The 22016-nt window shown below is 74.1% G+C and carries 23 protein-coding genes; 15 read left to right on the top strand and 8 right to left on the bottom strand.

Translation table 11 applies throughout. From position 1 onward, the window contains the following. Nucleotides 1-32: 32 nt before the first annotated feature. Nucleotides 33-203, bottom strand: coding sequence for a CsbD family protein (locus BUB17_RS05855; protein WP_091215265.1), 171 nt, complete (start codon nucleotides 201-203; stop codon nucleotides 33-35). 340 nt (nucleotides 204-543) lie between these two features. Here BUB17_RS05855 and BUB17_RS05850 point away from each other — a divergent pair, with 340 nt between their 5' ends. From BUB17_RS05850 to BUB17_RS05820, 7 genes are all read left to right on the top strand, one after another. Beyond that, nucleotides 544-2205, top strand: a complete 1662-nt coding sequence (locus BUB17_RS05850; RefSeq protein ID WP_072914897.1) for a peptide ABC transporter substrate-binding protein — start codon at nucleotides 544-546, stop codon at nucleotides 2203-2205. A gap of 136 nt (nucleotides 2206-2341) precedes the next feature. After that, the gene (locus BUB17_RS05845; RefSeq protein ID WP_072914894.1) at nucleotides 2342-3265 is read left to right on the top strand and encodes an ABC transporter permease; all 924 of its coding nucleotides are present in this window, start codon (nucleotides 2342-2344) and stop codon (nucleotides 3263-3265) included. Next, on the top strand, nucleotides 3258-4208 hold the full coding sequence (locus BUB17_RS05840) for an ABC transporter permease (RefSeq protein WP_083606072.1): 951 nt from the start codon (nucleotides 3258-3260) through the stop codon (nucleotides 4206-4208). The genes BUB17_RS05845 and BUB17_RS05840 overlap by 8 nt, the downstream gene beginning before the upstream one ends. Next, entirely contained in the window at nucleotides 4205-5257 is a 1053-nt protein-coding gene (locus BUB17_RS05835) for an ABC transporter ATP-binding protein (RefSeq protein WP_072914892.1), read from the top strand. The genes BUB17_RS05840 and BUB17_RS05835 overlap by 4 nt, the downstream gene beginning before the upstream one ends. After that, the gene (locus tag BUB17_RS05830; protein WP_072914889.1) at nucleotides 5250-6320 is read left to right on the top strand and encodes an ABC transporter ATP-binding protein; all 1071 of its coding nucleotides are present in this window, start codon (nucleotides 5250-5252) and stop codon (nucleotides 6318-6320) included. Before BUB17_RS05835 ends, BUB17_RS05830 begins: the two co-directional genes overlap by 8 nt. Before the next feature lie 96 nt (nucleotides 6321-6416). Then, nucleotides 6417-7301 carry an N-acetyl-1-D-myo-inositol-2-amino-2-deoxy-alpha-D-glucopyranoside deacetylase gene (mshB, locus tag BUB17_RS05825; RefSeq protein WP_072914886.1) on the top strand — a complete coding sequence of 295 codons (885 nt, stop codon included), beginning with the start codon at nucleotides 6417-6419 and terminating at the stop codon, nucleotides 7299-7301. Further along, complete coding sequence (locus BUB17_RS05820) at nucleotides 7298-7684, top strand: hypothetical protein (protein WP_072914884.1); 387 nt, start codon at nucleotides 7298-7300, stop codon at nucleotides 7682-7684. Before mshB ends, BUB17_RS05820 begins: the two co-directional genes overlap by 4 nt. A 10-nt stretch (nucleotides 7685-7694) precedes the next feature. On the opposite strand, the gene BUB17_RS05815 is transcribed toward BUB17_RS05820, so the two are convergent. Together BUB17_RS05815 and BUB17_RS05810 are read right to left on the bottom strand one after the other, a co-directional pair. Then, nucleotides 7695-10535: a bifunctional diguanylate cyclase/phosphodiesterase gene (locus tag BUB17_RS05815; RefSeq protein WP_072914881.1), complete on the bottom strand. Its 2841-nt coding sequence runs from the start codon at nucleotides 10533-10535 to the stop codon at nucleotides 7695-7697. Between the two features lie 44 nt (nucleotides 10536-10579). Beyond that, nucleotides 10580-11332, bottom strand: a complete 753-nt coding sequence (locus tag BUB17_RS05810) for a GNAT family N-acetyltransferase (RefSeq protein ID WP_244276962.1) — start codon at nucleotides 11330-11332, stop codon at nucleotides 10580-10582. A gap of 154 nt (nucleotides 11333-11486) precedes the next feature. On the opposite strand from BUB17_RS05810, the gene fdxA reads away from it, so the two are divergent. Next, nucleotides 11487-11813: a ferredoxin gene (gene fdxA, locus BUB17_RS05805; protein ID WP_072914876.1), complete on the top strand. Its 327-nt coding sequence runs from the start codon at nucleotides 11487-11489 to the stop codon at nucleotides 11811-11813. Next, on the top strand, nucleotides 11810-12931 hold the full coding sequence (gene dapC, locus BUB17_RS05800; protein ID WP_072914872.1) for a succinyldiaminopimelate transaminase: 1122 nt from the start codon (nucleotides 11810-11812) through the stop codon (nucleotides 12929-12931). Before fdxA ends, dapC begins: the two co-directional genes overlap by 4 nt. 25 nt (nucleotides 12932-12956) lie before the next feature. Here dapC and BUB17_RS05795 read toward each other — a convergent pair whose 3' ends face one another. Beyond that, nucleotides 12957-13616, bottom strand: a complete 660-nt coding sequence (locus BUB17_RS05795; protein ID WP_141242918.1) for a hypothetical protein — start codon at nucleotides 13614-13616, stop codon at nucleotides 12957-12959. A gap of 97 nt (nucleotides 13617-13713) precedes the next feature. On the opposite strand from BUB17_RS05795, the gene BUB17_RS05790 reads away from it, so the two are divergent. Then, nucleotides 13714-14817, top strand: coding sequence for an alpha/beta fold hydrolase (locus BUB17_RS05790; RefSeq protein ID WP_072914865.1), 1104 nt, complete (start codon nucleotides 13714-13716; stop codon nucleotides 14815-14817). A gap of 209 nt (nucleotides 14818-15026) precedes the next feature. Here the strand turns inward: BUB17_RS05790 and dapD are convergent, their stop codons facing one another. Further along, nucleotides 15027-16001, bottom strand: a complete 975-nt coding sequence (gene dapD, locus BUB17_RS05785) for a 2,3,4,5-tetrahydropyridine-2,6-dicarboxylate N-succinyltransferase (protein ID WP_072914862.1) — start codon at nucleotides 15999-16001, stop codon at nucleotides 15027-15029. A gap of 206 nt (nucleotides 16002-16207) precedes the next feature. Between dapD and dapE the strand changes: the two genes are divergently transcribed. From dapE to BUB17_RS05765, 4 genes are all read left to right on the top strand, one after another. After that, complete coding sequence (gene dapE / locus BUB17_RS05780) at nucleotides 16208-17320, top strand: succinyl-diaminopimelate desuccinylase (protein ID WP_072914858.1); 1113 nt, start codon at nucleotides 16208-16210, stop codon at nucleotides 17318-17320. After that, on the top strand, nucleotides 17317-18156 hold the full coding sequence (locus tag BUB17_RS05775; RefSeq protein ID WP_072914855.1) for an LOG family protein: 840 nt from the start codon (nucleotides 17317-17319) through the stop codon (nucleotides 18154-18156). The genes dapE and BUB17_RS05775 overlap by 4 nt, the downstream gene beginning before the upstream one ends. Before the next feature lie 162 nt (nucleotides 18157-18318). After that, nucleotides 18319-18684 (top strand): DivIVA domain-containing protein, encoded by a 366-nt coding sequence (locus tag BUB17_RS05770; protein ID WP_072914852.1) that lies wholly within the window; start codon nucleotides 18319-18321, stop codon nucleotides 18682-18684. Further along, nucleotides 18677-19144, top strand: coding sequence for an SRPBCC family protein (locus BUB17_RS05765; protein ID WP_072914850.1), 468 nt, complete (start codon nucleotides 18677-18679; stop codon nucleotides 19142-19144). Before BUB17_RS05770 ends, BUB17_RS05765 begins: the two co-directional genes overlap by 8 nt. A gap of 81 nt (nucleotides 19145-19225) precedes the next feature. Here BUB17_RS05765 and BUB17_RS05760 read toward each other — a convergent pair whose 3' ends face one another. From BUB17_RS05760 to BUB17_RS05750, 3 genes are all read right to left on the bottom strand, one after another. Continuing rightward, nucleotides 19226-19576: a TfoX/Sxy family protein gene (locus BUB17_RS05760; protein ID WP_072915297.1), complete on the bottom strand. Its 351-nt coding sequence runs from the start codon at nucleotides 19574-19576 to the stop codon at nucleotides 19226-19228. Between the two features lie 86 nt (nucleotides 19577-19662). Next, nucleotides 19663-20469: a cytochrome c oxidase assembly protein gene (locus BUB17_RS05755; protein WP_244276960.1), complete on the bottom strand. Its 807-nt coding sequence runs from the start codon at nucleotides 20467-20469 to the stop codon at nucleotides 19663-19665. Next, a complete protein-coding gene (locus BUB17_RS05750) occupies nucleotides 20466-20921 on the bottom strand; it encodes a DUF2243 domain-containing protein (protein ID WP_244276958.1) in 456 nt (151 codons plus the stop codon). The genes BUB17_RS05755 and BUB17_RS05750 overlap by 4 nt, the downstream gene beginning before the upstream one ends. Nucleotides 20922-21006: 85 nt before the next feature. Here BUB17_RS05750 and BUB17_RS05745 point away from each other — a divergent pair, with 85 nt between their 5' ends. Next, entirely contained in the window at nucleotides 21007-21912 is a 906-nt protein-coding gene (locus tag BUB17_RS05745) for a DMT family transporter (protein WP_072914840.1), read from the top strand. Nucleotides 21913-22016: the final 104 nt, after the last annotated feature.

The raw sequence follows: 22016 nt of genomic DNA, 5'->3' as shown, positions 1-22016 counted from the left end.
GCCGGCGAGGGGTGGGGGGCAGCGGAGTCCTTCTACTTGAAGACGTCCTTGACCTTCTCGCCCGCCTGCTTGAGGTTGCCCGACGCCTGGTCAGCCTTGCCCTCGGCCTGCAGGTCGCGGTCGCCGGTCGCCTCGCCGACGCTCTCCTTGCCCTTGCCGGAAAGCTCCTCAGCCTTGTTCTTCATCTTGTCGATGCCGCTCACGTCGACTCCTCTCGTCGGTCCATCCGAGATACCCACGAACAACGACCTCACACGCGGAGCCGAGGCGCAAGACGTCCGGCCCAGGCCTCGGCGGGCCAGAGATCCTCAGGGACGACGATCCCTCCGGCGCACCCGAGCGCCATTCCACATGGTGAGATCTGACCCGAGGTCACAAGTCGGTGACGGTCGTGGACTGCCTTCGCGGAGCGCGCCTAGGGTCCCCGCTCGTACCGGGTTGACTGGTACCTGTCCGCACGACCCCGGCCGCCCGTCCGTGGACGCTGGCTGCCGGCGAACCAGTCCGGTCCCCCCGCAGAGCGGGACGAGGGAGGCATTGCACGTGAGGTTGAGCAAGCGCTCTGCTGTGCTCATCGCGACCGGCGTGACCGGCGCGATGCTGCTGTCCGCTTGTGGTGGCGGAGGCGATGACAGCGGCTCCGGCGCTGGGGGTGGCGGCAGCGACGGCGACGGCGGCACCTTCAGCATCATGATCAACGAGCCCGAGAACCCGCTCATCCCGACCAACACCGCGGAGAGCGAGGGGCACCAGGTCCTGTCCACCCTGTTCACCGGCCTGATCGAGTACTCGGCCGAGGGTGAGGTCCAGTACACCGGCGTCGCCGAGTCCATCGAGTCGCCTGACAGCACGACCTGGACGGTCACCCTCAAGGACGGTTGGAACTTCCACGACGGGACGCCGGTCACCGCCCAGTCCTTCGTCGACGCGTGGAACTACGGCGCCTACAGCCCGAACGCGCAGCAGACGTCAGGCTTCTTCTCCAACATCCAGGGCTACGCGGACCTGCAGGCGCCGACCGACGCCGCCGGCAACGTCACCGGTGACCCTGTTGCGACCGAGATGAGCGGCCTGCAGGTCGTCGACGACCTGACCTTCACCGTCACCCTCGCGGCGCCGTTCGCGCAGTTCCCGATCACGGTCGGCTACAACGCGTTCTACCCGCTGCCGGAGGCCTTCTTCGAGGACCCGGAGGCGGCCGGCACGCTGCCGATCGGCAACGGGCCTTTCCAGGCCACCGAGGAGTTCGTGCCTGGTCAAGGCTTCACCGTGACCCGCTACGACGACTACGGCGGCGAAGAGCCGGCCAAGGCGGAGTCGGTCGAGTTCCGCGTGTACGCCGACGTGAGCACCGGCTACACCGACCTGCAGGCCGGCAACCTGGACGTCCTCCCCGACCTGCCCCCGGACGCGCTCGCCAGCATCGAGGACGAGTTCGGCGACCGGTTCCTCCAGGCACCGTCCTCCGGAACCCAGTTCCTGGGCTACCCCACCTACGACGCGCGCTTCGCCGACCCGCGGGTGCGCCAGGCCTTCTCGATGGCCTTCGACCGCCAGGCGGTCGCTGACGCAATCTTCGCCGGCGCTTACGAGCCCGCCGATTCCTACATCGCGCCGGTGGTGGAAGGTCACCGTCCCGGGATCTGCGAGTACTGCGAGCTCGACGTCGAGCGGGCCAACCAGCTGCTCGACGAGGCCGGTTTCGACCGCAGCCAACCGATCGAGCTGTGGTTCGACGCCGGCGGGGGCCACGACGCCTGGGTAGAGGCGATCGGCAACCAGTTCCGCGAGAACCTCGGCGTCGAGTACACCCTGCGGGGTGACCTCGAGTTTGCTGAGTACCTGCCGCTGCTCGAGTCGGGCGGTGTGACCGGTCCGTTCCGGCTCGGGTGGAGCATGGACTACCCGAGCCCGCAGAATTACACGGAGAAGCTGTTCGGCACGACCGCGCTCCCCCCGGGTGGGTCGAACTACTTCTTCTACTCGAACCCCGAGTTCGACGCGCTCGTCCAGCAGGCCAACTCGGCCGCCAGCAACGAAGAGGCCATCGCGGGCTACCAGCAGGCCGAGGACATCCTGCTGCAGGACATGCCGATCATCCCGGTTTTCTTCCAGGTGGAGCAGTCGGCCCACTCGGAGGCCGTCAGCGACGTCGTGATCGACGTCTTCGGCGACATCCGGGTCGCGGAGGTCACCGTCAACTGACCCCGCACCGCACCGGCCATCGCCGGGGACATCGTCCGCCCGGACGGTGTCCCCGGCGATTCGCCGAGCGGGGCCCCAAAATGGACGACGCGACGAGACGCATCGACCGCGTCCGCGTGTCCAACCGAGGAGCGCCATGGGCCGCTACATCGCGCGCCGCCTACTGCTCACCATCCCGGTCCTCATCGGGGCGTCCTTCCTGATCTTCGCGCTGGTGTACGCGCTGCCCGGCGACCCGATCCGGGCCTTGGGGGGCGACCGGCCGCTCGCCCCCGCCGTCGTCGCGCAACTCCGGGACGAGTTCAACCTCAACGACCCGCTGTGGTTGCAGTACGTCAAGTACATGGGGGACCTGCTCCAAGGCGACTTCGGCACAGATTTCCGCGGCCGCCCCGTCCTCGATACCGTCGAGCGGACGCTGCCGGTGACGATCCGGCTGACGATCGTGGCCATCGCCTTCGAGGCGGTCATCGGCATCGTCGCCGGTGTGCTGGCCGGTATCCGGCGCAACGGCTTCTTGGACAACGTGGTGCTCGTTTCCAGCACTCTCGTCGTGTCCATCCCGATCCTGGTGCTCGGCTTCGTCGCGCAGTTCGTCTTCGGACTGCAGTTCGGCTGGTTCCCGATCGCCGGCATCCAGGAGGGCTGGTACAGCTATCTCCTGCCGGGACTGGTCCTAGCGGCGGGGTCCCTCGCCTACGTGGCCCGGCTGACCCGCACCAGCGTGGCCGAGAACCTCCGCGCGGATTTCGTCCGGACGGCGAAGGCCAAGGGGCTGCCCCGCCGCACCGTCGTCGTCCGGCACACGCTACGTAACAGCCTCATCCCGGTCGTCACGTTCATCGGCGCGGACATCGGGACCCTGATGGGCGGCGCCATCGTCACCGAGACGGTGTTCAACCTCCCGGGTCTCGGGCGGGCCGTCTTCGACGCCATCCAGGGACAAGAGGGCGCGGTCGTCGTCGGCATCGTGACCTTGATGGTGTTCTTCTTCGTCTTCTTCAACCTGGCCGTTGACGTCCTCTACGCCGTCCTCGACCCGAGGATCCGCTATGACTGAGCAGCAGCAGGCCGACCTCCGGCACGACGAGGTGACAGCAGGCACCACCACGGGGCTGGCCGCACCCTCGGTCGACGTCACCAGCGCCCGGCAGAACAGCCTGTGGAGCGACGCCTCGCGCGACCTCCGGCGCAACCCGCTCTTCTGGATCGGGGTTGTGCTGGGCTTCGGCTTCCTGCTCATGGCGGTGTTCCCGCAGTTGTTCGCCCGAGGGGCCGACCCGCGGGAATGCAGCCTCAGCAAATCCAACCAGCCACCGTCGGCCGATGCCTGGTTCGGCTTCGATCAGCAGGGCTGCGACTACCTGGCCAATGTGGTTTACGGCGCGCGGAACTCGCTGATCATCGGGCTGCTCGCCGTCGTGGTGGTCCTCGTGCTCGGCGTCGTCGTCGGGGCGCTCTCCGGCTTCTTCAGCGGGGCCGTCGACAGCCTGCTGTCCCGGATCACGGACATCTTCTACGCGATCCCCTTTATCCTGGGGGCGATCGTGATCCTGCGGAGCGGCATCCTCGGGCGCGGTGTCGTCGCGGTGGCCGTCGCCCTGGCCGTGTTCGGCTGGATGACCGCGATGCGACTGGTGCGGTCACAGGTCATCGCGGTGAAGGGCTCGGACTACGTCGCGGCGGCGCGGGCGATGGGGGCCTCGAGCCTGCGGATCCTGGTGCGCCACATCCTGCCCAACGCGGTCGCCCCGGTGCTGGTCTACGCGACGATCACGATCGGCGTGCTTATTGCTGCCGAGGCCACTCTGACCTTCCTCGGCGTGGGCCTGCAGCGCCCGGCCATCTCCTGGGGACTGCAGATCGAGGCCGGCCAGTCCCTGCTGCGCACGGCTCCGCACCTCGTGTTCTTCCCGAGCCTGATCCTGACCCTGACCGTGATGGCGTTCGTCATGATGGGCGACGCCCTGCGCGACGCCCTCGACCCGAGGCAGCGCGCATGACCCGACCCGACCCGTCCACCTCCGTCCTGCCCGGCACCGGCCTCGGCACGCCCGTGCTGGAGGTCGACGACCTGCACGTGGAGTTCCGCACCCGCTCCGGCGTGGTGAGTGCCGTCAACGGCGTCAGCTACAGCCTGACCGAGGGTGAGACCCTCGCCATCCTGGGCGAGTCCGGCTCCGGCAAGTCGGTCTCGGCGCAGGCCATCATGGGCATCCTCGACAGCCCGCCGGCGGTCATCAGCGGCGGCGGGATCCACTTCGAGGGCCGCGACCTGCTCACCATGTCGCCGGAGGAGCAGCGCAAGGTCCGCGGGCCGGGGATCTCGATGATCTTCCAGGATGCGCTGTCCTCGCTGAACCCCGTCTACAGCGTCGGCTACCAGATCGGCGAGATGTTTCGCGCGCACCGCGGGACGTCGCGCCGGGACGCCAAGAAGCGCGCGATCGAGCTGATGGACCGGGTGCGGATCCCCGGGGCGGCGTCCCGGGTGAACGACTACCCGCACCAGTTCTCCGGCGGCATGCGCCAGCGGGTCATGATCGCGATGGCGATCGCCCTCGACCCGCGGGTCCTCATCGCCGACGAGCCCACCACCGCCCTCGACGTCACCGTGCAGGCGCAGGTCATGGACCTGCTCGAGGACCTGCAGCGCGACACCGGGATGGGCCTAGTCCTCATCACCCACGACCTCGGCGTGGTCAACGAGGTCGCCGACAACGTGGCGGTCATGTACGCCGGCCGCATCGTCGAGCGCGGAACCGTCGACGACGTCTTCAGCAACCCGGCGCACCCCTACACCGACGGTCTGATGAGCTCGGTGCCGCAGGTCGAGGCCAAGGGCGGCCGGTTGCTCCCGATCGACGGTCAGCCGCCGAACCTGGCAGCCATCCCCAGCGGCTGCCCGTTCCACCCGCGGTGCTCGCGCCGGCGGCTCGGGGATGCCGCGGCGCCCGGCCGCGAGTGCGCCACCGACCTCCCGCCGCTGCGCCTGGTCGCCCCGGGCCGCGAGGCGGCCTGCCACTACAGCGAGGAGGTCCTCGGTGTCTGACGACAGCTCCGGGGCGACCGCGGCTTCCCGGGCCGCGTCGCCGTCGGCCGCGCACGGCGAGACGCTGCTGGAGATCCGCGGCCTGAAGAAGTACTTCCCACTGACCCAGGGGATCGTCTTCAAGCGGACCGTCGGCCACGTCCGTGCCGTGGACGGCGTCGACCTGACCATGCGCCGCGGCGAGACCGTGGGCCTGGTCGGCGAGTCCGGCTGTGGCAAGTCGACGGTGTCGAAGCTGCTGGTGGTGCTCGAGCGGCCCACCGACGGGCAGATCCTCTACAAGGGCCGCGACGTCGCCCGGATGAGCGGCCGCGCCCTCAAGGCCTACCGGCGCGAGGTCCAGATCATCTTCCAGGACCCGTACGCGTCGCTGAACCCGCGGATGACCGTCGGCGACATCGTCTCCGAGGGCTGGGCCGTCCACGCCGACATCGCGCCGAAGAAGGGCCGGCTGCAGCGGACCCAGGAGCTGCTCGACCGGGTCGGGCTCAACCCCGACTACGTCAACCGCTACCCGCACCAGTTCTCCGGCGGTCAGCGGCAGCGGGTCGGCATCGCCCGCGCCCTGGCGCTGCGGCCCGAGGTCATCGTCTGCGACGAGCCGGTGTCGGCCCTCGACGTGTCGGTGCAGGCGCAGGTGGTGAACCTGCTCGAGGACGTGCAGGACGAGTTCGGCCTGTCGTACCTGTTCATCGCGCACGACCTGTCCGTGGTCCGGCACATCTCCGACCGGGTCGCGGTCATGTACCTCGGCAGCATCGTGGAGGAGGGCACCGACGAGCAGGTCTACGGCTCGCCGTCGCACCCGTACACGCAGGCGCTGCTGTCGTCGGTGCCGCTGCACGAGCCGCACCTGCGCGGGCAGAAGGACCGGATCCTGCTCCAGGGCGACGTCCCCAGCCCGGCCGACCCGCCGTCGGGCTGCCGGTTCCGCACCCGCTGCTGGAAGGCCCAGGACGTCTGCGCCCAGGAGGCCCCCGCGCTGGTCGACCGCGGTCAGGGCCACCCCTCGGCCTGCCACTTCGCCGAGGCCCGCACGGTCGTCCCCGTGGACGTGGAGTAGGCGCCCGACCGCGATCATGGCGCGGTGACCACCTCGGGGCCCTCCGACGTGGTCACCGCGCCATGATCGACGCGGGCTCAGGGAGAATGCGTCCTCGTGACCGCTGACCGACGGCTGCTGCTGGTGCACGCCCACCCCGACGACGAGACGATCAACAACGGCGCCACCATGGCCCGCTACGTCGCCGAGGGCGCCTCGGTCACCCTGCTCACCTGCACGCTGGGGGAGGAGGGCGAGGTGCTCGTCCCCGAGCTGGAGCTGCTGGCCGCCGAGCACGCCGACCAGCTGGGCGGCTACCGGATCGCCGAGCTGCGGGCGGCGATGGAGGCCCTGGGCGTGACCGACTGGCGCTTCCTCGGCGGCCCGGGCCGCTACCGGGACTCCGGGATGATGGGGACGCCGGCCAACGGGAAGCCGCGCGCCTTCTGGAACGCCGACCTCGACGAGGCGGTGGCGCACGCCGTCGCCGTCGTCCGGGAGGTCCGGCCGCAGGTCGTGGTCACCTACGACGAGGACGGCGGCTACGGCCACCCCGACCACATCCAGGCCCACCGGGTCGCCATGCGCGCCGTGGACGCCGCCGCCGATCCCGCCTACCGCCCGGACCTCGGCGGGGCCTGGCAGGTCGCGAAGGTCTACTGGAGCTGCGTGCCGCGCTCGGTCCTCCGGCAGGGCATCGAGGCGATGGCGGCGCTGGGGGAGGCCTCGCCGTTCGAGTCGCTGGGCGAGGTGGACGACGTCCCGTTCGCCGTGCCGGACGAGCTGGTCGCCGCGGCGGTGGACGGGCGGGCGCACGCCGGCCGGAAGGACGCCGCGATGCGCGCGCACGCCACCCAGATCACCGTCGACGGCCCGTTCTTCGCGCTGTCGAACAACCTGGGCCAGGAGGTCCTCGGCACCGAGTACTACCGGCTGGTGCGGGGGGAGCGCGGAACCGCCGACGGCTGGGAGGACGACCTCTTCGCCGGCCTGGACGCGTGATCCAGCGGCTGGCGGCGGCCCTGCTGGTCACCGTGCTGGCGGCGTGGCTCGCGCTGGTCGAGGTCTTCTGGTTGCCGCTGCGGGTGTTCGGCGTCCCGGTGCCGGTGTCGGTGCTGGCCGCCGTCGTCGGCAACCTGCTGCTGGTCGCGCTGGCGGCGCGCTGGACCGGCTCGCGGCTCGCCGCCACGCTGCCGGCCGTCGTGTGGCTGGTCGTCGCCGTGGGTGCGAGCCTGCGCCGGCCGGAGGGTGACCTGCTGCTGGCCGGCAGCGGCGTCCTCGGGTTCCTGTCCCTGGCCTTCCTGCTCGCCGGGGTCGTGGCCGCCGCCTTCGCCGTCGGGCAGGTGCTGGCCGCGCCCCGCGGCGGGGTGGACCGGCAGCCCTGACCCGGATCGGTCAGGACACCGCCGCGGGGACCGGCCGGGCGCGCAGCCAGGCCAGCAACTGGTCGGCCGGCATCGGCCGGGCGATGTGGTAGCCCTGCGCGACGTCGCAGTTCCACCGGCGCAGCGCATCGAGCGCCGCGGCGTCCTCCACGCCCTCGACCACCATCGTCATCCCGAGGTCCCGGGACAGCTGCAGCGTGCTCCGGACGATGGCGGCCGCCTTGTCGTCCGTGGTGAGCGAGGAGACGAAGCTGCGGTCCAGCTTCAGCTCGTCGACGGGCAGCGCGCGCAGGTAGGCCAGCGACGAGTAACCGGTGCCGTAGTCGTCGATCGACAACCGGACGCCGAGCTGCCGCAGCCCGGCCATCACCTGCTGGCTGCGCGCCGCGTCGGCCATGAGCACGTCCTCGGTGATTTCCAGGACGAGCGCGTCCGCGGGCACGCCGTGGGTCTCCAGCAGCAGCTGCACCTGGTCGGGCAGCGCGACGTCCTGCAGGTTGGACACCGACAGGTTGACCGCCAGGGACAGCACGTGCCCGGCCGCGCGCCAGTCCCGCAGGTCCCTGATCGCCCGCTCCAGCACCTGCAGCGCCAGGCGTCGCATGAGCCCGGCCTGCTCGGCGAGCGGCAGGAAGGCGCCGGGGGCGAGCAGGCCCCGCTCGGGGTGGTGCCAGCGGACGAGCGCCTCCACGCCGGTGACCCGGCCGGTGTGCAGGTCGAGCTGGGGCTGGTAGTGGTTGTCCAGCTGGTCGGCGTCCAGCGCCACGCGCAGCTGTTCCAGCGTCTCCAGCCGGGTGCGCGAGTCGGTGTCCGCGTCGGGCGCCCAGACCTCGGACCCGTGCCGGCCCCGCTTGGCTCCGTACATGGCGGTGTCGGCCCGGGCCAGCAGCAGGGAGCGGTCCCGGCCGTGGTCGGGGCACAGCGAGATGCCGATGCTCGCGTCGACGGTCAGCGACATCCCGTCGAGCACGAACGCCTCGTGCAGCACGTCCCCGATCCGGCCGGCCACCTCCCGGGCGCGGGCCTCGCCGGCGTCCGGCAGGAGGACGGCGAACTCGTCGCCGCCCATCCGGGCCAGCAGGTCGCCCGGCTGCAGGGCCAGCTCCAGGCGTGGGCCGACGAGGGACAGCAGGTCGTCGCCGACGGTGTGACCGAAGCTGTCGTTGACCTCCTTGAACCGGTCCAGGTCGATCATCACGACCGCGCACCGGCGGTCGCCCGGGCCGTAGACGGTGCGCTCCAGCTCCTCGGTGAACCGGCGCCGGTTGGCCAGGCCCGTGAGCGGGTCGTGGTGGGCCTCCCGGGCCAGCTGCTGCAGGCGCAGCTGCTCGGCCGCGCGCAGCTTGGCGTTCTCGACCACCAGCGCGCCCTCCAGGGTGACCTGCCGCACGGCCTCGTGGACCGCCGGGGACCACTGCACGGAGGAGGAGACCGAGCCGGTCACGACCAGGCCGAGCAGCCGGTCGCCGGACAGCAGGGGCACGCTGACGTACGAGCGCAGCTCCAGGGCGGCGATCAGCCGGGGGTCGAGCAGGTCACTGGCCCCGGCGTCCTCCACGAAGACCGGCCGGCAGTCGCGGACGGTCGCCCGCCACAGCGGGACGTCGTCCGCCTGCATGCCCACCACGCGGTCGGCCACCACCTGGCGGTGCTCGGGCGACCACTCCATGTGCAGGACCGACTCGACGGTCCCGCTGTCGTCGACGAGGTAGGCGGCGCTGCGCTCGGTGCCGGCCAGGTCCTGCACGGCGCGGGCCAGGACCTCCGCCGCCTCCTCGACCCCGATGGCGCCGGCTCCGTCGACGAGCATCTGGCGGACGGCGCGGGCCGTGCGCAGCGAGGCCGCGCGCGCCTGGCTGGTCCGGGCCTGCTGGACGAGGCTGCCCAGGTGCGTGCCGCCGGCGGCGGCCAGCCGGCGCACGTCCTCGGAGAAGGTGCGCGGCCGGGGGCTGTCGAGCGTGAGGACGCCGGAGACCTGCGGCCGTCGGCCGAGGGGCACGGCGAGGACGGAGGCGATGGAGAACGTGTCGACCCACCACCCGGTCAGCAGGGCGGAGTCCCGGTCGGCGACCTGTGGTTCCCCGGTGCGCAGGACCGCCTCGACCAGCGGGAGGGGCTCGGGGGCGGTGCGGAACTGCTCCCAGGTGCCGGCGTCGCGACGGCCGTCGGCGTAGCCGGCCATGCGCGGCACGAGCCGACCGTCCTCCAGCAGGAAGACGCAGGCCCGCTCCACCCCGCCCAGCTCGGCCAGCTGCTCGCAGGCCGTGGCGAGCAGGTGCTCCATGGACTGTGCCTCGGCGGCGGCCTCGATCAGCCCGAGCAGCACCTCGGCCTGAGCCAGCCGCCGGGTCTCCGACCGGCGCGTCCAGGCCGCGGACACCGCCTGCGCGAGGTCGGCCGCCGCCTGCGGCACGCGGCCGTCGGCCGCGGCGACCGGCTCGACGGTGAGCACGCCGACCACCCGGTCGCCGACGAGCAACGGCTCGCCGTGCACCGACTCGACGCCCAGCTGTGCGGCGATCCCCGGGGCCACGGCGTCGGGGTCGGCCTCGACCCGCACCGGCCGGCGCCCGCGCACGACGGCCGACATCAGCGGGGCCCGGACCAGCGGCACCGCGTGGTCGAGCACCGGGACCCCCGAGCCGGGCACCGCGGCCGCGGACACCGACTGGCGGTAGGGCACGACCATCTGCGTCGTGGCCTCGTGGACCCACACGGTGACCCGGGACGCCCCCAGCCGCTGCCGCAGCCGGTCGAGCAGGTGCACGACGGCCGCCTCGGCGTCGTACGGAGACAGCTCCCCAGCGCTGGCGAACCCGATGGTGCCCATGGTCTCCGTGTCTGCCGCCACCGGCCGGTCTTGAGCCGGGCGTGCCCGCATCCCCCTCCTCGGGGTCAGGTCGGCGCGTACCGGTAGTGGTAGCGGTGGTGCTCGAGGAGGCCCGCCCGCCGGTAGAGCGTGCGGGCCGGGGTGTTGGACGCGGCCACCTGCAGGTAGACCCAGCGCGCAGCACGCCGGGCGGCCCAGCGCTGCAGCCCGGCCATCACCGCGGTGGCCAGCCCCCGCCGGCGGTACCGCTCCTCGACGGTGACCGCGGCGACCCCGAGCCAGTCGGCGGTGACCACCCCGCGGGCGACGGCCGCCAGCGGGGCCGGCGGCGGGTCGAGCCGCACGGAGGCGAAGACGACGTCCTCGGCGTTGGTGAGCACCGCGCGGGCGGCCGGCGGCAGCGGCCGCCCGCGGTGCCGGTAGCCGGCCAGCCACGCGTCGTCCGGCTCGGGGGAGAGGTCGACCGGGACGCCGTCGGCCGCGGTCGGGAGGAGCGGCCCGGTCAGCACCAGCACCTCCTCGTCGCGCTCCCAGCCGGCCGCGGCGAAGGCCGCGTCGGCGGCACGGGCCTGCCGGCCGGGCAGCTGGGCGCACGGCCGCAGACCGCGGTCGGCGTACCAGCGGGCCACGGCGTGCACCGCCTCCGGCAGCGGCAGGCCGGGGTCGCCGACGACGAGAGCGGAGTTGGCGCGGCCGGTGAAGCCGCCGCCGGCCCGCAGCAGCCAGTTCCCGAGGGGGTCCTGCTCCGTGCCCCGCCAGCCCCGTGCGGCGAGCAGCTCGAGGCCTGCGACGTCCAGGGGTGACCGGCTCTGTCCCACCGTCCGATCCTGCGTCGTCGGCGCGGGCGCCATCCGGCGGGGTCCGCCGGGCCACCCGTTCCGTTTCGCGGGAGCGACACGGGCCATACTCAGGGCAGAACGATCGGCCGTCGCGCCGGCGAGCGACCCCGCACGTCCCCGGGAGGGAACCACCGTGACCTACGTCATCACCCAGGCCTGCGTCGACGTCCTCGACAAGGCGTGCATCGACGAGTGCCCGGTGGACTGCATCTACGAGGGCGACCGGATGCTGTACATCCACCCCGACGAGTGCGTCGACTGCGGCGCCTGCGAGCCGGTGTGCCCGGTGGAGGCCATCTACTACGAGGACGACGTCCCGGACAAGTGGAAGGACTACTACAACGCCAACGTGGAGTTCTTCTCCGACCTGGGCAGTCCCGGCGGCGCCGCCAAGACCGGCAAGATCGGCAAGGACCACCCGCTGGTGGCCGCTCTCCCGCCGCAGGGTGAAGGTCACTGACCCGCACGGTCACGGGGACGGCGGCCGGCCGGCTGCCCGACTTCCCCTGGGACTCGCTGGCCGGTGCCCGGGCCAAGGCGGCCCGGCACCCCGGCGGCGTCGTCGACCTCTCCATCGGAACGCCGGTCGACGACACCCCTGAGCTGCTCGCCACCGCCCTGGCCGGTGCCGGCAACGCGCCGGGCTACCCGACCGCACTGGGCACCGCGGAGCTGCGCACGGCGGCGGCCGGTTGGCTGCAGCGCCGGCTCGGCGTGCGGCTGGCCGACCCGCTGGGTGCCGTTCCGTCGGTGGTCCCCACGGTCGGCTCCAAGGAGCTCGTCGCACTGCTGCCCACCATGCTCGGGCTGCGCGGCGCCGGCACGGTGCTGATCCCCGAGGTCGCCTACCCGACCTACGAGGTGGGCGCGGTGCTGGCCGGCCTCACCGTGCGGCGCACCGACACCCCGCCGGCCGACGTCGCGGGCGTCGTCCTGGTGTGGCTGAACTCCCCGGGCAACCCGCACGGCCGGGTGCTCACCGACGACGAGCTGCGCGCCTGGGTGGCGTGGGGGCGCGCCCACGGCGTCCCGGTCGTCGCCGACGAGTGCTACGCCACCCTCGGCTGGGACGTCGAGCCGCGCTCGATCCTGCACCCGGAGGTCGCCGGCGAGGACCACACCGGGCTGCTCGCGGTGCACTCGCTGTCCAAGCAGTCGACCGCCGCGGGCTACCGCGCCGGACTGCTCTCCGGCGACCCGGCGCTGGTCCGCCAGGTGTGGGAGGTGCGCCGCCACCTCGGCCTGCTGGTGCCCACGCCGGTGCAGTCGGCCATGGCCGCCGCGCTGGCCGACGACGCGCACGTCGACGAGCAGCGGGAGCGCTACCGCGGCCGCCGCGACCGGCTGGCCACCGCCGTCCGGGCCGCCGGCGCCCGCATCGACCACTCCGAGGCCGGGCTGTACCTGTGGGTCACCCGCGACGAGGACTGCTGGACGACGATCGACTGGCTGGCGGGGCTGGGCATCGTCGCCGCCCCGGGCTCCTTCTACGGCCCGGCCGGCGGGCGGCACGTGCGCATGGCGCTCACCGCCACCGACGAGCGGGTCGACGCCGCCGTGGAGCGCCTCGTCGGCTGAGCGTCGCCCGGGCGCCTCTCCCCGCTCACAGGCACGGGAACTCGGCGGTCGCAGCGGGACCCAGGGAGCTGGTGAGTTCCTCGGCGAGCGCCGACCACTGCCCGTAGGCGAACGGGAAGGCGCTGCGTTGAACGGCGTCGGCCACGAGGGTCAGTTCCCCGGTCTGCCAGTTCGGGACCCGCACCAGGCCGTCGTAGAACCTGCCGGCGGCGTAGACGGGGTCCTGCACCTGGTCCGGCGTCCCCCAACCCTGCGAGGGGCGCTGCTGGAACAGGCCGAGTGAGTCCCGGTCGCCGTAGTCGAGGTTGCGCAGCCGTGACTCCTGCATCGCCGTGGCCAGGGCGATGACGACGGCCCGTTCCGGGAGGTCGCGCTCGTAGCCGACCTGCGCGATGGTCCGGGCGTTGCCGATCTGCTCGCCGGTGAGCCGGATCCCGGTCGCGGGCAGCGTGCACTGCGCGGTCGCCACCGGCACGTCCGCCCCGTCGGTGTCCAGCGCGACCGCCACGAGCGCGACCACGGCGAGCACCACGGCGAGCCACCCCCAGGACGCCGCGGTCTGCGCGCGTCCCCGGCGGACCGGCGCGCGCCCTCCGGACGAGCGGCGCCGGGCGGCCGGGCGACGCGCCGGCGGCCGGCGGGCGGACGTCGCCCGCCGTGCCGTCGCGCTGCGTGTGCTGCTCATCGTCCGCGACTGTAGGGGCCGACCCCGGCACCGCGGTGCTGCCGCGGAGAGGTGTCCGTCGTTACGGTGCGCCGCCAGCCACCTGCGAGGAGACCGCATGAGCGACACCCTGCTGCCCGGCACCACTGCGACTCGGGTGTCCACTGCGCGGCTGACCCAGAACGTGCTGCACCCCGAGGGCGTCGACCCGGCCGGGCCCGGGGAGGTCGTTCTCTTCGTGCACGGCAACGTCAGCTCAGCGCTGTTCTGGCAGCAGCCGGTGCTCGCCCTGGCCGCGACCGGCCACGTGCGGCCGCTCGCAGTCGACCTGCGGGGCTACGGCGACACCGACCCGCTGCCGATCGACGCACGGCGCGGGGTGCGGGACTGGGCGGACGACCTCGCTGCGCTCGTCGACGCCCTCGGCCTCGACCGGGTGCACCTGGTCGGCTGGAGCATGGGTGCCGGCGTGGTGCTGCAGTACCTGCTCGACCGGCCCGACCAGGTCGCATCCGTGGTGCTGGTCGCGCCGATCTCCCCGTACGGCTTCGGGGGGACCACCGGGCAGGAGGGACGACGGCTGTCGGAGGACGGCGCGGGCTCCGGGGCAGGCGCAGCCAACCCGGAGTTCGTGGCCGCGCTCGCCGCCGGCGACACCACGGCCGACCGCCCGACCAGCCCGAGGTCGATCCTGCGCGCCTTCTACGTGGCGCCCGGGTCGCTGCCCATCGACCCGCAGCTTGAGGACGTGTTCGTCACCGCGATGCTCTCCACCCGCACCAGCGAGGACCACTACGCGGGGGACGCCGCTCCCTCCGCCACCTGGCCGGGTGTGGCGCCGGGGGAGCGAGGCGTGCTCAACACGATGGCGCCGACGGTGTTCGACCTCTCCGGGATCACCGACCTGCCGGCCAGGCCGCCGGTCCTGTGGATCCGCGGGGACGCCGACGCCATCGTCTCCGACGCGTCGCTGTTCGACCTGGCGCACCTGGGGATGCTGGGTGCGGTGCAGGGCTGGCCGGGCGCCGACGTCTGCCCGCCGCAGCCGATGGTCGCCCAGACCCGCGCCGTCCTGGACCGCTACGCCGCCCGCGGCGGGACCTACCGGGAGGTCGTGCTGCCGGGTGCCGGGCACTCCCCGCACGTCGAGCGGCCGCAGGAGTTCGTCGGCGCCCTGGTCGAGCACCTCGACGTCCCGGCAGCCATGCCGTCGGATGCCTGAGGAAGGACCCCTGCCCCCCACCGTGGCAGGACCCCGTCCTCCTCACGCCTCGTCAGAGGACCCCTGCCCCCGCCACTCGCCGGCTCGCGCCAGGCCCCGTCCAGAGGCTCGCCGCGAGCTGGCGAGTGGTGAGGAGGACGGGGTCCTTCCACCTGCAGGGGGCCGGCGAGCCTCGGGACGAGGCCGGCGGCGGGACCCTGCAGGGGTCCTCAGTTGGCGTGCAGAGCGGCGTTCAGCTCGCCCCAGGTGCCGGTCCGGGGCAGGGCCTCCAGCGCACCGGAGACCGAGTTGCGACGGAACAGCAGCCCGTCGCGGCCGGAGAGCTCGGCGGCCTTGACCACCGAGCCGTCGGGCAGGGTCACCCGCGAGCCGGCGGTCACGTAGCAGCCGGCCTCGACGACGCAGTCGTCGCCCAGCGAGATGCCGATGCCCGCGTTGGCGCCCAGCAGGCAGCCCGAGCCGATCGAGACGACCTGCTTCCCGCCGCCGGAGAGGGTGCCCATGATCGACGCGCCGCCGCCGATGTCGGTGTCCGGGCCGACGACGACGCCCGCGCTGATCCGGCCCTCGACCATGGACGGCCCGAGCGTGCCGGCGTTGTAGTTGACGAAGCCCTCGTGCATGACCGTCGTCCCCTCGGCGAGGTGGGCCCCCAGCCGCACCCGGTCGCCGTCGGCCACGCGGACGCCGGACGGGATCACGTAGTCGACCATCCGCGGGAACTTGTCGACGCCGAACACCGTCACGTGCCCCAGTGCCGCCCGCAGCCGGTGGACGTTGAACGTCGCCGCCTCGACCGGCCCGGCGCTGGTCCACGCGACGTTGGTCAGCAGGCCGAAGACGCCGTCCATGTCGATGCTGCGCGGGGTGACCAGCCGGTGGGAGAGCAGGTGCAGCCGCAGCCAGACGTCGTGGGTGTCGGCCGGCGGGGCCGAGAGGTCGGGGATGACCGTCCGGACGGCGATGACCTCCACCCCGCGGGCCTCGTCGCGGCGCACCAGGCCGCCGTAGTCGGGGCCGAGCTCCCCGGAGATCTCGAGCGCGCCGAGCCGGGTGGTGCCGGGGCGCGCGCCCTCGGGCGCGCCGAGGCGCGGCTCGGGGTACCAGGTGTCGAGCACCGTGCCCGCGGGGGTCACGGTGGCCAGACCGGCGGCGACGGCGGAGTGCGGGGCGGAGTCGGTCACGACGACGACGCTACCGAGCGCCGGTCGCGCGCTGCCGACTCGGTCGGGCCGGGGGAACCGACTCGGCGTATCCCTCGCGCCGCCCAGCGCTGCCCGGAGACGGGAGTGCCCGCCTGGGCCGGCTGCGGTGGACGGCGGGCGACGGGCCGGGGGCGCTCGCGCGCTGCGGCGGCCCGCGCACCGGCGCGCCCGTAGGCTCGGGCGTCGTGACCGATCTGCCCCCGCTGGACCCCGCCGCCGACGTCCTGACGCTCACCCGTGCGCTGGTCGACGCCCCGTCGGTGTCGGGCAGCGAGGGCGCCCTGGCCGACGCCGTCGAGGCGGCGCTGCGGGCGCTGGGGGGTCTGGAGGTCGAGCGGGTCGGCGACGCCGTCCTCGCGCGGACGAACCTCGGCCTGCCCACCCGGGTCGTCCTCGCCGGCCACCTGGACACCGTGCCGATCGCCGACAACGTCCCCAGCCGGCTCGACGGGTCCACCGGCCGGCTCTACGGCTGCGGCACCAGCGACATGAAGGCCGGCGACGCGGTGATGCTGCGCCTGGCCGGGCGCTTCGGCGTCCCGGGTGCCGCGCCCGCGCACGACCTGACGTTCGTCTTCTACGACAACGAGGAGGTCGAGGCGGTCAAGAACGGCCTCGGCCGGGTGGCGCGCGAGCGCCGCGGCTGGCTCTACGGCGACCTGGCGATCCTGCTCGAGCCCACCGACGGCGAGATCGAGGCCGGCTGCCAGGGCACCCTGCGGGTGGTGCTGGAGATCCCCGGCCGGCGGGCCCACAGCGCCCGCAGCTGGCTCGGCGTCAACGCGATCCACGGCGCGGCCGGCATCCTGGCCACCCTCGCGGCCTACCCGGCGCGGGAGGTCGACATCGACGGGTGCGTCTACCGCGAGGGCCTCAACGCCGTCCGCATCGAGGGCGGCGTCGCCGGCAACGTCGTCCCCGACGCCTGCACGGTGACGGTCAACTTCCGCTACGCGCCCGACCGGGACGAGGACGCCGCCGAGGCGCACGTCCGCGAGGTCTTCGCCGACGCCGTGGCCGCCGGCGCGACGCTGACCGTCGTCGACAACGCCGGCGGTGCGCTGCCGGGCCTGTCCGAGCCCGCGGCCGCGGCCTTCGTCGCCGCCGTCGGCCGCCCGGCGCGGGCCAAGCTCGGCTGGACCGACGTCGCCCGGTTCGCCGCCTTCGGCATCCCCGCCGTGAACTACGGCCCCGGCGACCCGCAGCTGGCCCACACCCGCGAGGAGCACGTGCTGGTCGACCGGCTGCAGCCGGCCGAGGACGCGCTCGCCGCCCATCTCTCCGGGAGCTCCGCATGACGACCACCCCCGAGCCCGCCGGCGCCCGCAAGCCGCGGCCCACCCGCCACCGCGGCCCGGTGATGCTGCGCGGCGGCGAGCCCGACCCCCGCCTGCAGGGGACGACGACCGACGCGCGGCTGCTCGACCGCCGCGGTCCCACCGACTGGGTGCACACCGACCCGTGGCGGGTCCTCCGCATCCAGAGCGAGTTCGTCGAGGGCTTCGGGCTGCTGGCCGAGCTGCCCAAGGCCGTCAGCGTCTTCGGCAGCGCCCGCACCCCGCAGGACTCACCGCACTACGCAGCCGGCGTGGCGATCGGCGCGGCGCTGGCCGACGCGGGCTACGCCGTCATCACCGGCGGCGGCCCCGGCGCGATGGAGGCGGCCAACCGCGGGGCCTCGGAGGCCGGCGGGCTGTCGGTGGGCCTGGGCATCGAGCTGCCGTTCGAGCAGGAGCTCAACGAGTGGGTCGACGTCGGCATCGCGTTCCGCTACTTCTTCATCCGCAAGACGATGTTCGTGAAGTACGCGCAGGCCTTCGTCATCCTGCCCGGCGGTTTCGGCACCCTCGACGAGCTGTTCGAGGCGCTGACCCTGGTGCAGACCCGCAAGGTGACCCGCTTCCCGGTGGTGCTGTTCGGATCGGCGTACTGGTCCGGGCTGGTCGACTGGCTGCGGACGACGATGGTGCCCGCGGCCACCATCAGGGACAGCGACCTGGACCTGTTCACGGTCACCGACGACGTCGATGAGGTCGTGCGGATCGTCCAGGAGGCCGCGAAGGCGCGGCAGGCCGGCGACAACGGCGGCGGCATGCGCGCCTTCCCCGTCGACGACGAGCCCAGCGACGCGTGATGACAGCCGGGGGAGCATCGCGGCGAGATGCCCGGAGCCGACAGCGGGTGAGCATCGCAGCGAGCGCCGGCGAGCGAGGAGCGGCGCGGAGGGCACCGGCGATCTCGAGCGAGGAGCGGACCGAGGCGCGGAACTCCGCCGAGGGAAGGGCCTGAGGCCGGGGTGCTCGAGGCGGTCGTCTTCGTCCTCACCGTCGCGGTGGTCGGCGGGCTGCTGTTCCTCGGCGGCTCGGTGCTGCTCGGCCGCGGGGAGACCCAGCCGCCGGCCGATCCCGACCGCTCGCCGCTGGAGCTGCCCGAGGACCGGCCGGTCACCGCGGACGACGTCCGCGGCGTGCGCATGACGGTGACCGTCCGGGGCTACCGGATGACCGAGGTTGACTGGCTGCTCGAGCAGCTGGCCCGGGCGCTCGAGGAGCGCGACGCGGAGGTCGCGGCGCTGCGCGCCGGGCTCCACGAGGCCGGGCGGACGGCGCCCGGTGCGGACGACGCCCCGGCGGGCGGGAACGGAGCACGGACCGATGCGTGAACTGGTGGAGACGGTGGTCGTGGACGCGCCGCCGCAGCAGGTGTGGGCGGCGCTGACCGACTGGACCCGCCAGGGCGAGTGGATGCTGCTCACCGACGTCGAGGTCACCGGCGGGGACCCGCAGGCGGTCGGCGGCCGGCTCGCGGCGCGCACGGGCCTGCCCGTCCGGGGACGGCGCTTCGGCGTGCTCGACACGATGGTCATCACCGAGTGGGACCCACCCCGGCGGGCCGTCGTCCAGCACACCGGCCGGATCGTGCGCGGGCCGGGCACCTTCGAGGTCGCCCCTCAGGGCGCGGGCTCCCTCCTGACCTGGACCGAGCAGCTGTGGCTGCCCTTCGGCCTGCTCGGGCAGCTGGGCTGGCCGCTGGTCAAGCCGGCCGCGGTGGCGGGGGTCCGCCTCTCGTTGCACCGCTTCGCCGACTTCGCGCGTCGCTACACCGGCCGCGCCGCCGGCTGAGGTCCGCGGCCGCCGAGGGGGCCTGCCGTGGTCCTCCCGGGCGGGTGACCACGGCAGGTTCCCACTCGGCCCCCCGGCCGGTCAGCCGGCGGCATCCCGCCGGGAGCGGGCGAAGGCCAGCGCCTCGCGGGCCAGCGGCAGGTCGGTGGCCGGCTCGCCCTCGGCCAGCGCGACCCACTCGCGGTAGGGCCGTCCCCGGCCGCCGAAGGGCCCGCCGCGCCCGTCGGCGAGCAGCGCGGCCACCCGCTCCTCGGGCAGCTTGAGCACCAGCGCGCCGCGCACCACCAGCGCGAAGGCCGCGCCGTCGACCGTGAGTGCCCGGGACCCGAAGCGGCGCGGAGCGGTGGCGTCGGGCAGCGTCACGTCCGGCTCACCGGCGAGGGCGTCGACGAGGGCGGCGAGGCGGTCGGCGGCGGTGTGCACGGCGGCCATCACAGGCGGCTGCGGGCGGCGGCACAAGCCCTGCCCGCTCGGCTCCGCCGGTCGATCACGGAGCTGCGGTGGGGACACGCCGCCGATCACCGGGATGTCGCCACCGCAGGTCCGTGATCGACGTGGAGCGGGGCGTCCGGCGGCTCAGCGAGGGGCGGGGCGGTCCCGACGGCGGCCGTGGGCGCTCCGGCGGCGCGGACGGCGGCGCGGCTGACGTACCAGCGCCGCCACAGCACCCCGGCGACGACCAGCGTGACGACCGTGCCGCCGTCCCACATCAGCCGCGCGCCCTCCGGGGCGAACGGCACCCCCGGCGGGGGAGTGGCGTACAGCCACTTCGCCAGGACGTCGTGCGCGGCTGCGCCGGCGGCCAGGGCGCCGGCGCGCACGCCGACCCCGCGGCGGTGCGGTGCCGGGTCCACGGCCAGCACCGCCGCGGTCGCGAGGTACCCGCTCACCAGCACGTGCAGCGCCACGAGCGCGGTCGGCGCCGGGCGGTGGACGACGGCGGCGTGCAGGCCGGTGCCGTAGAGCAGCCAGAGCCCGGCGGCGTTGGCCGGGACGGCGACCAGCGGGTCGGTCGCCCACCGCAGCGGCGGGGTCCGCAGCACGCGGGTCAGCCGCCGGGCCGCCGCGACCGGCAGTGCCCGCAGCGCCAGCGTGACCGGCGCGCCCAGCACCAGCAGCAGCGGGGCGACCATGCCCAGCAGCAGGTGCCCGGCCATGTGCAGGCGCAGGTCGCCGTGGGCGGTGGAGAGGACGACCCCGGCACCGGCCGCGGCCAGGCCGGCCAGGGAGGACGCCGTCCGGAGGAGCGGCCACGGGGTCCGCCAGCCGGCCGCGACGTGGAGCGCGCCGGCGCCCAGCAGGACGACGACGCAGAGGGCGGTCACCGGACGGCGCGGCGGCGGGCCCGGACCAGCAGCGCTGCACCGGCCAGGAGCAGCACGACGGCCGAGGCGTTCCAGGCCAGGTCGTAGCCGGTCAGGTCGACGCCGTAGCGGACCTGGTGCACCCGCAGCAGCTTGTGGTCGACCACGCCGTCCCACAGCTGGAAGGCGCCGGCGCCCAGCAGCACGAACGCCCACCAGCGGACGGCGTCGAACTCGCCGCGGCGGCGGAGGTCGGCCAGCAGCGCCAGCCCGGCGACCACCGCCGAGAGCGTCGCGGCGTGCAGCAGGCCGTCGGAGACCAGGCCCACCGTGCCCCCGGCGCGGTCGTAGAAGGAGTGCCAGTCCAGCAGCTGGTGGAAGACGATCTCGTCGACCGAGCCCATGAGACCGGCGCCGAACAGCAGCCCCGAGACCGCCGGTCGCCGACCGGGCACGGGAGGGGCAGCGCTCACCGTCGGGCGGTGCCCGGTGCAGGGGCCGGGAAACGCCCGGGCAGGATGGCGGGGTGCGGGAGTGCGGCGGGGCGCGGGGGCAGCGGTGAGCCGGCGGGGCTGGACGCTGTTCCTGGCGATGTCGCTGATCTGGGGCGTGCCGTACCTGCTCATCAAGGTGGCCGTCGAGGAGCTGCCGCCGGTGGTCGTCGTCTTCGGCCGGTGCGCGCTCGGCGCGGCGCTGCTGCTGCCCTGGACGGTCGCCCGCGGCCAGCTGCGCCCGGCGCTGCGCCGCTGGCGGCCGCTGCTGGCCTTCACGGTCCTGGAGATGACCGGTCCGTGGCTGCTGCTGGCCTACGCGGAGCAGACGCTGTCCAGTTCGCTCACCGGCCTGCTCGTCGCCGGGGTGCCGTTCGTCGCCGCGCTGGCCGGCCGGCTGACCGGCGGCGAGGAGCGGCTGGGCCGGGTGCGCCTGCTCGGCATGGGCCTGGGCGTGGCCGGCATCGCGGTGCTGCTCGGACTGGACGTCGAGGCGATCGCGCCGCTGCCGCTGCTCGCGGTCGGGCTGGTCGTCGTCGGGTACGCGACCGCGCCGCTCATCGTCGAGCGGTCGCTGCCCGACGTGCCCGGGGTGGCGGCGAGCGCCGTCGCGCTCACCGTCACCGCCGCGGTCTACGCACCGTTCGCCGTCCCCCGGCTCGACGAGGCGGCGCGGGCACCCGCCGACGCGCTGCTGGCGGTGCTCGTCCTGGGCGTGGTGTGCACCGCCGTCGCGCTCGCGCTGTTCTTCGCGCTGATCCGCGAGGTCGGCCCGCAGCGGGCGCTGGTCATCACCTTCCTCAACCCGGCGGTCGCAGTGCTGCTCGGCGTGCTGCTGCTCGACGAGCCGTTCACCCTCGGCCTGGCGGTCGGCCTGCCGGTCGTGGTGCTCGGCTGCGTGCTGGCCACCCGCCGCAGCCCGGCCCGTCGCGGGCGCTCCGAGCTGGGGGACGTGGACGCCGCCGTCCCCTGAGTCCCTCGTCCGGGTGGGCTGTCGTCGGGCCCGGCTCAAGCAACGGCGCGGTGCGTGTCGAGGACGACTCCGGCACCCGCCGGTCCGCGGGCGCCTCCGGCGGG

The sequence above is a fragment of the Geodermatophilus obscurus genome (assembly GCF_900143215.1).
Taxonomy (GTDB): Bacteria; Actinomycetota; Actinomycetes; order Mycobacteriales; family Geodermatophilaceae; genus Geodermatophilus; species Geodermatophilus obscurus_A.
The sequence above is the reverse complement of the archived record's forward strand: the minus strand, read 5'-3'. Positions and strand labels throughout refer to the sequence as shown.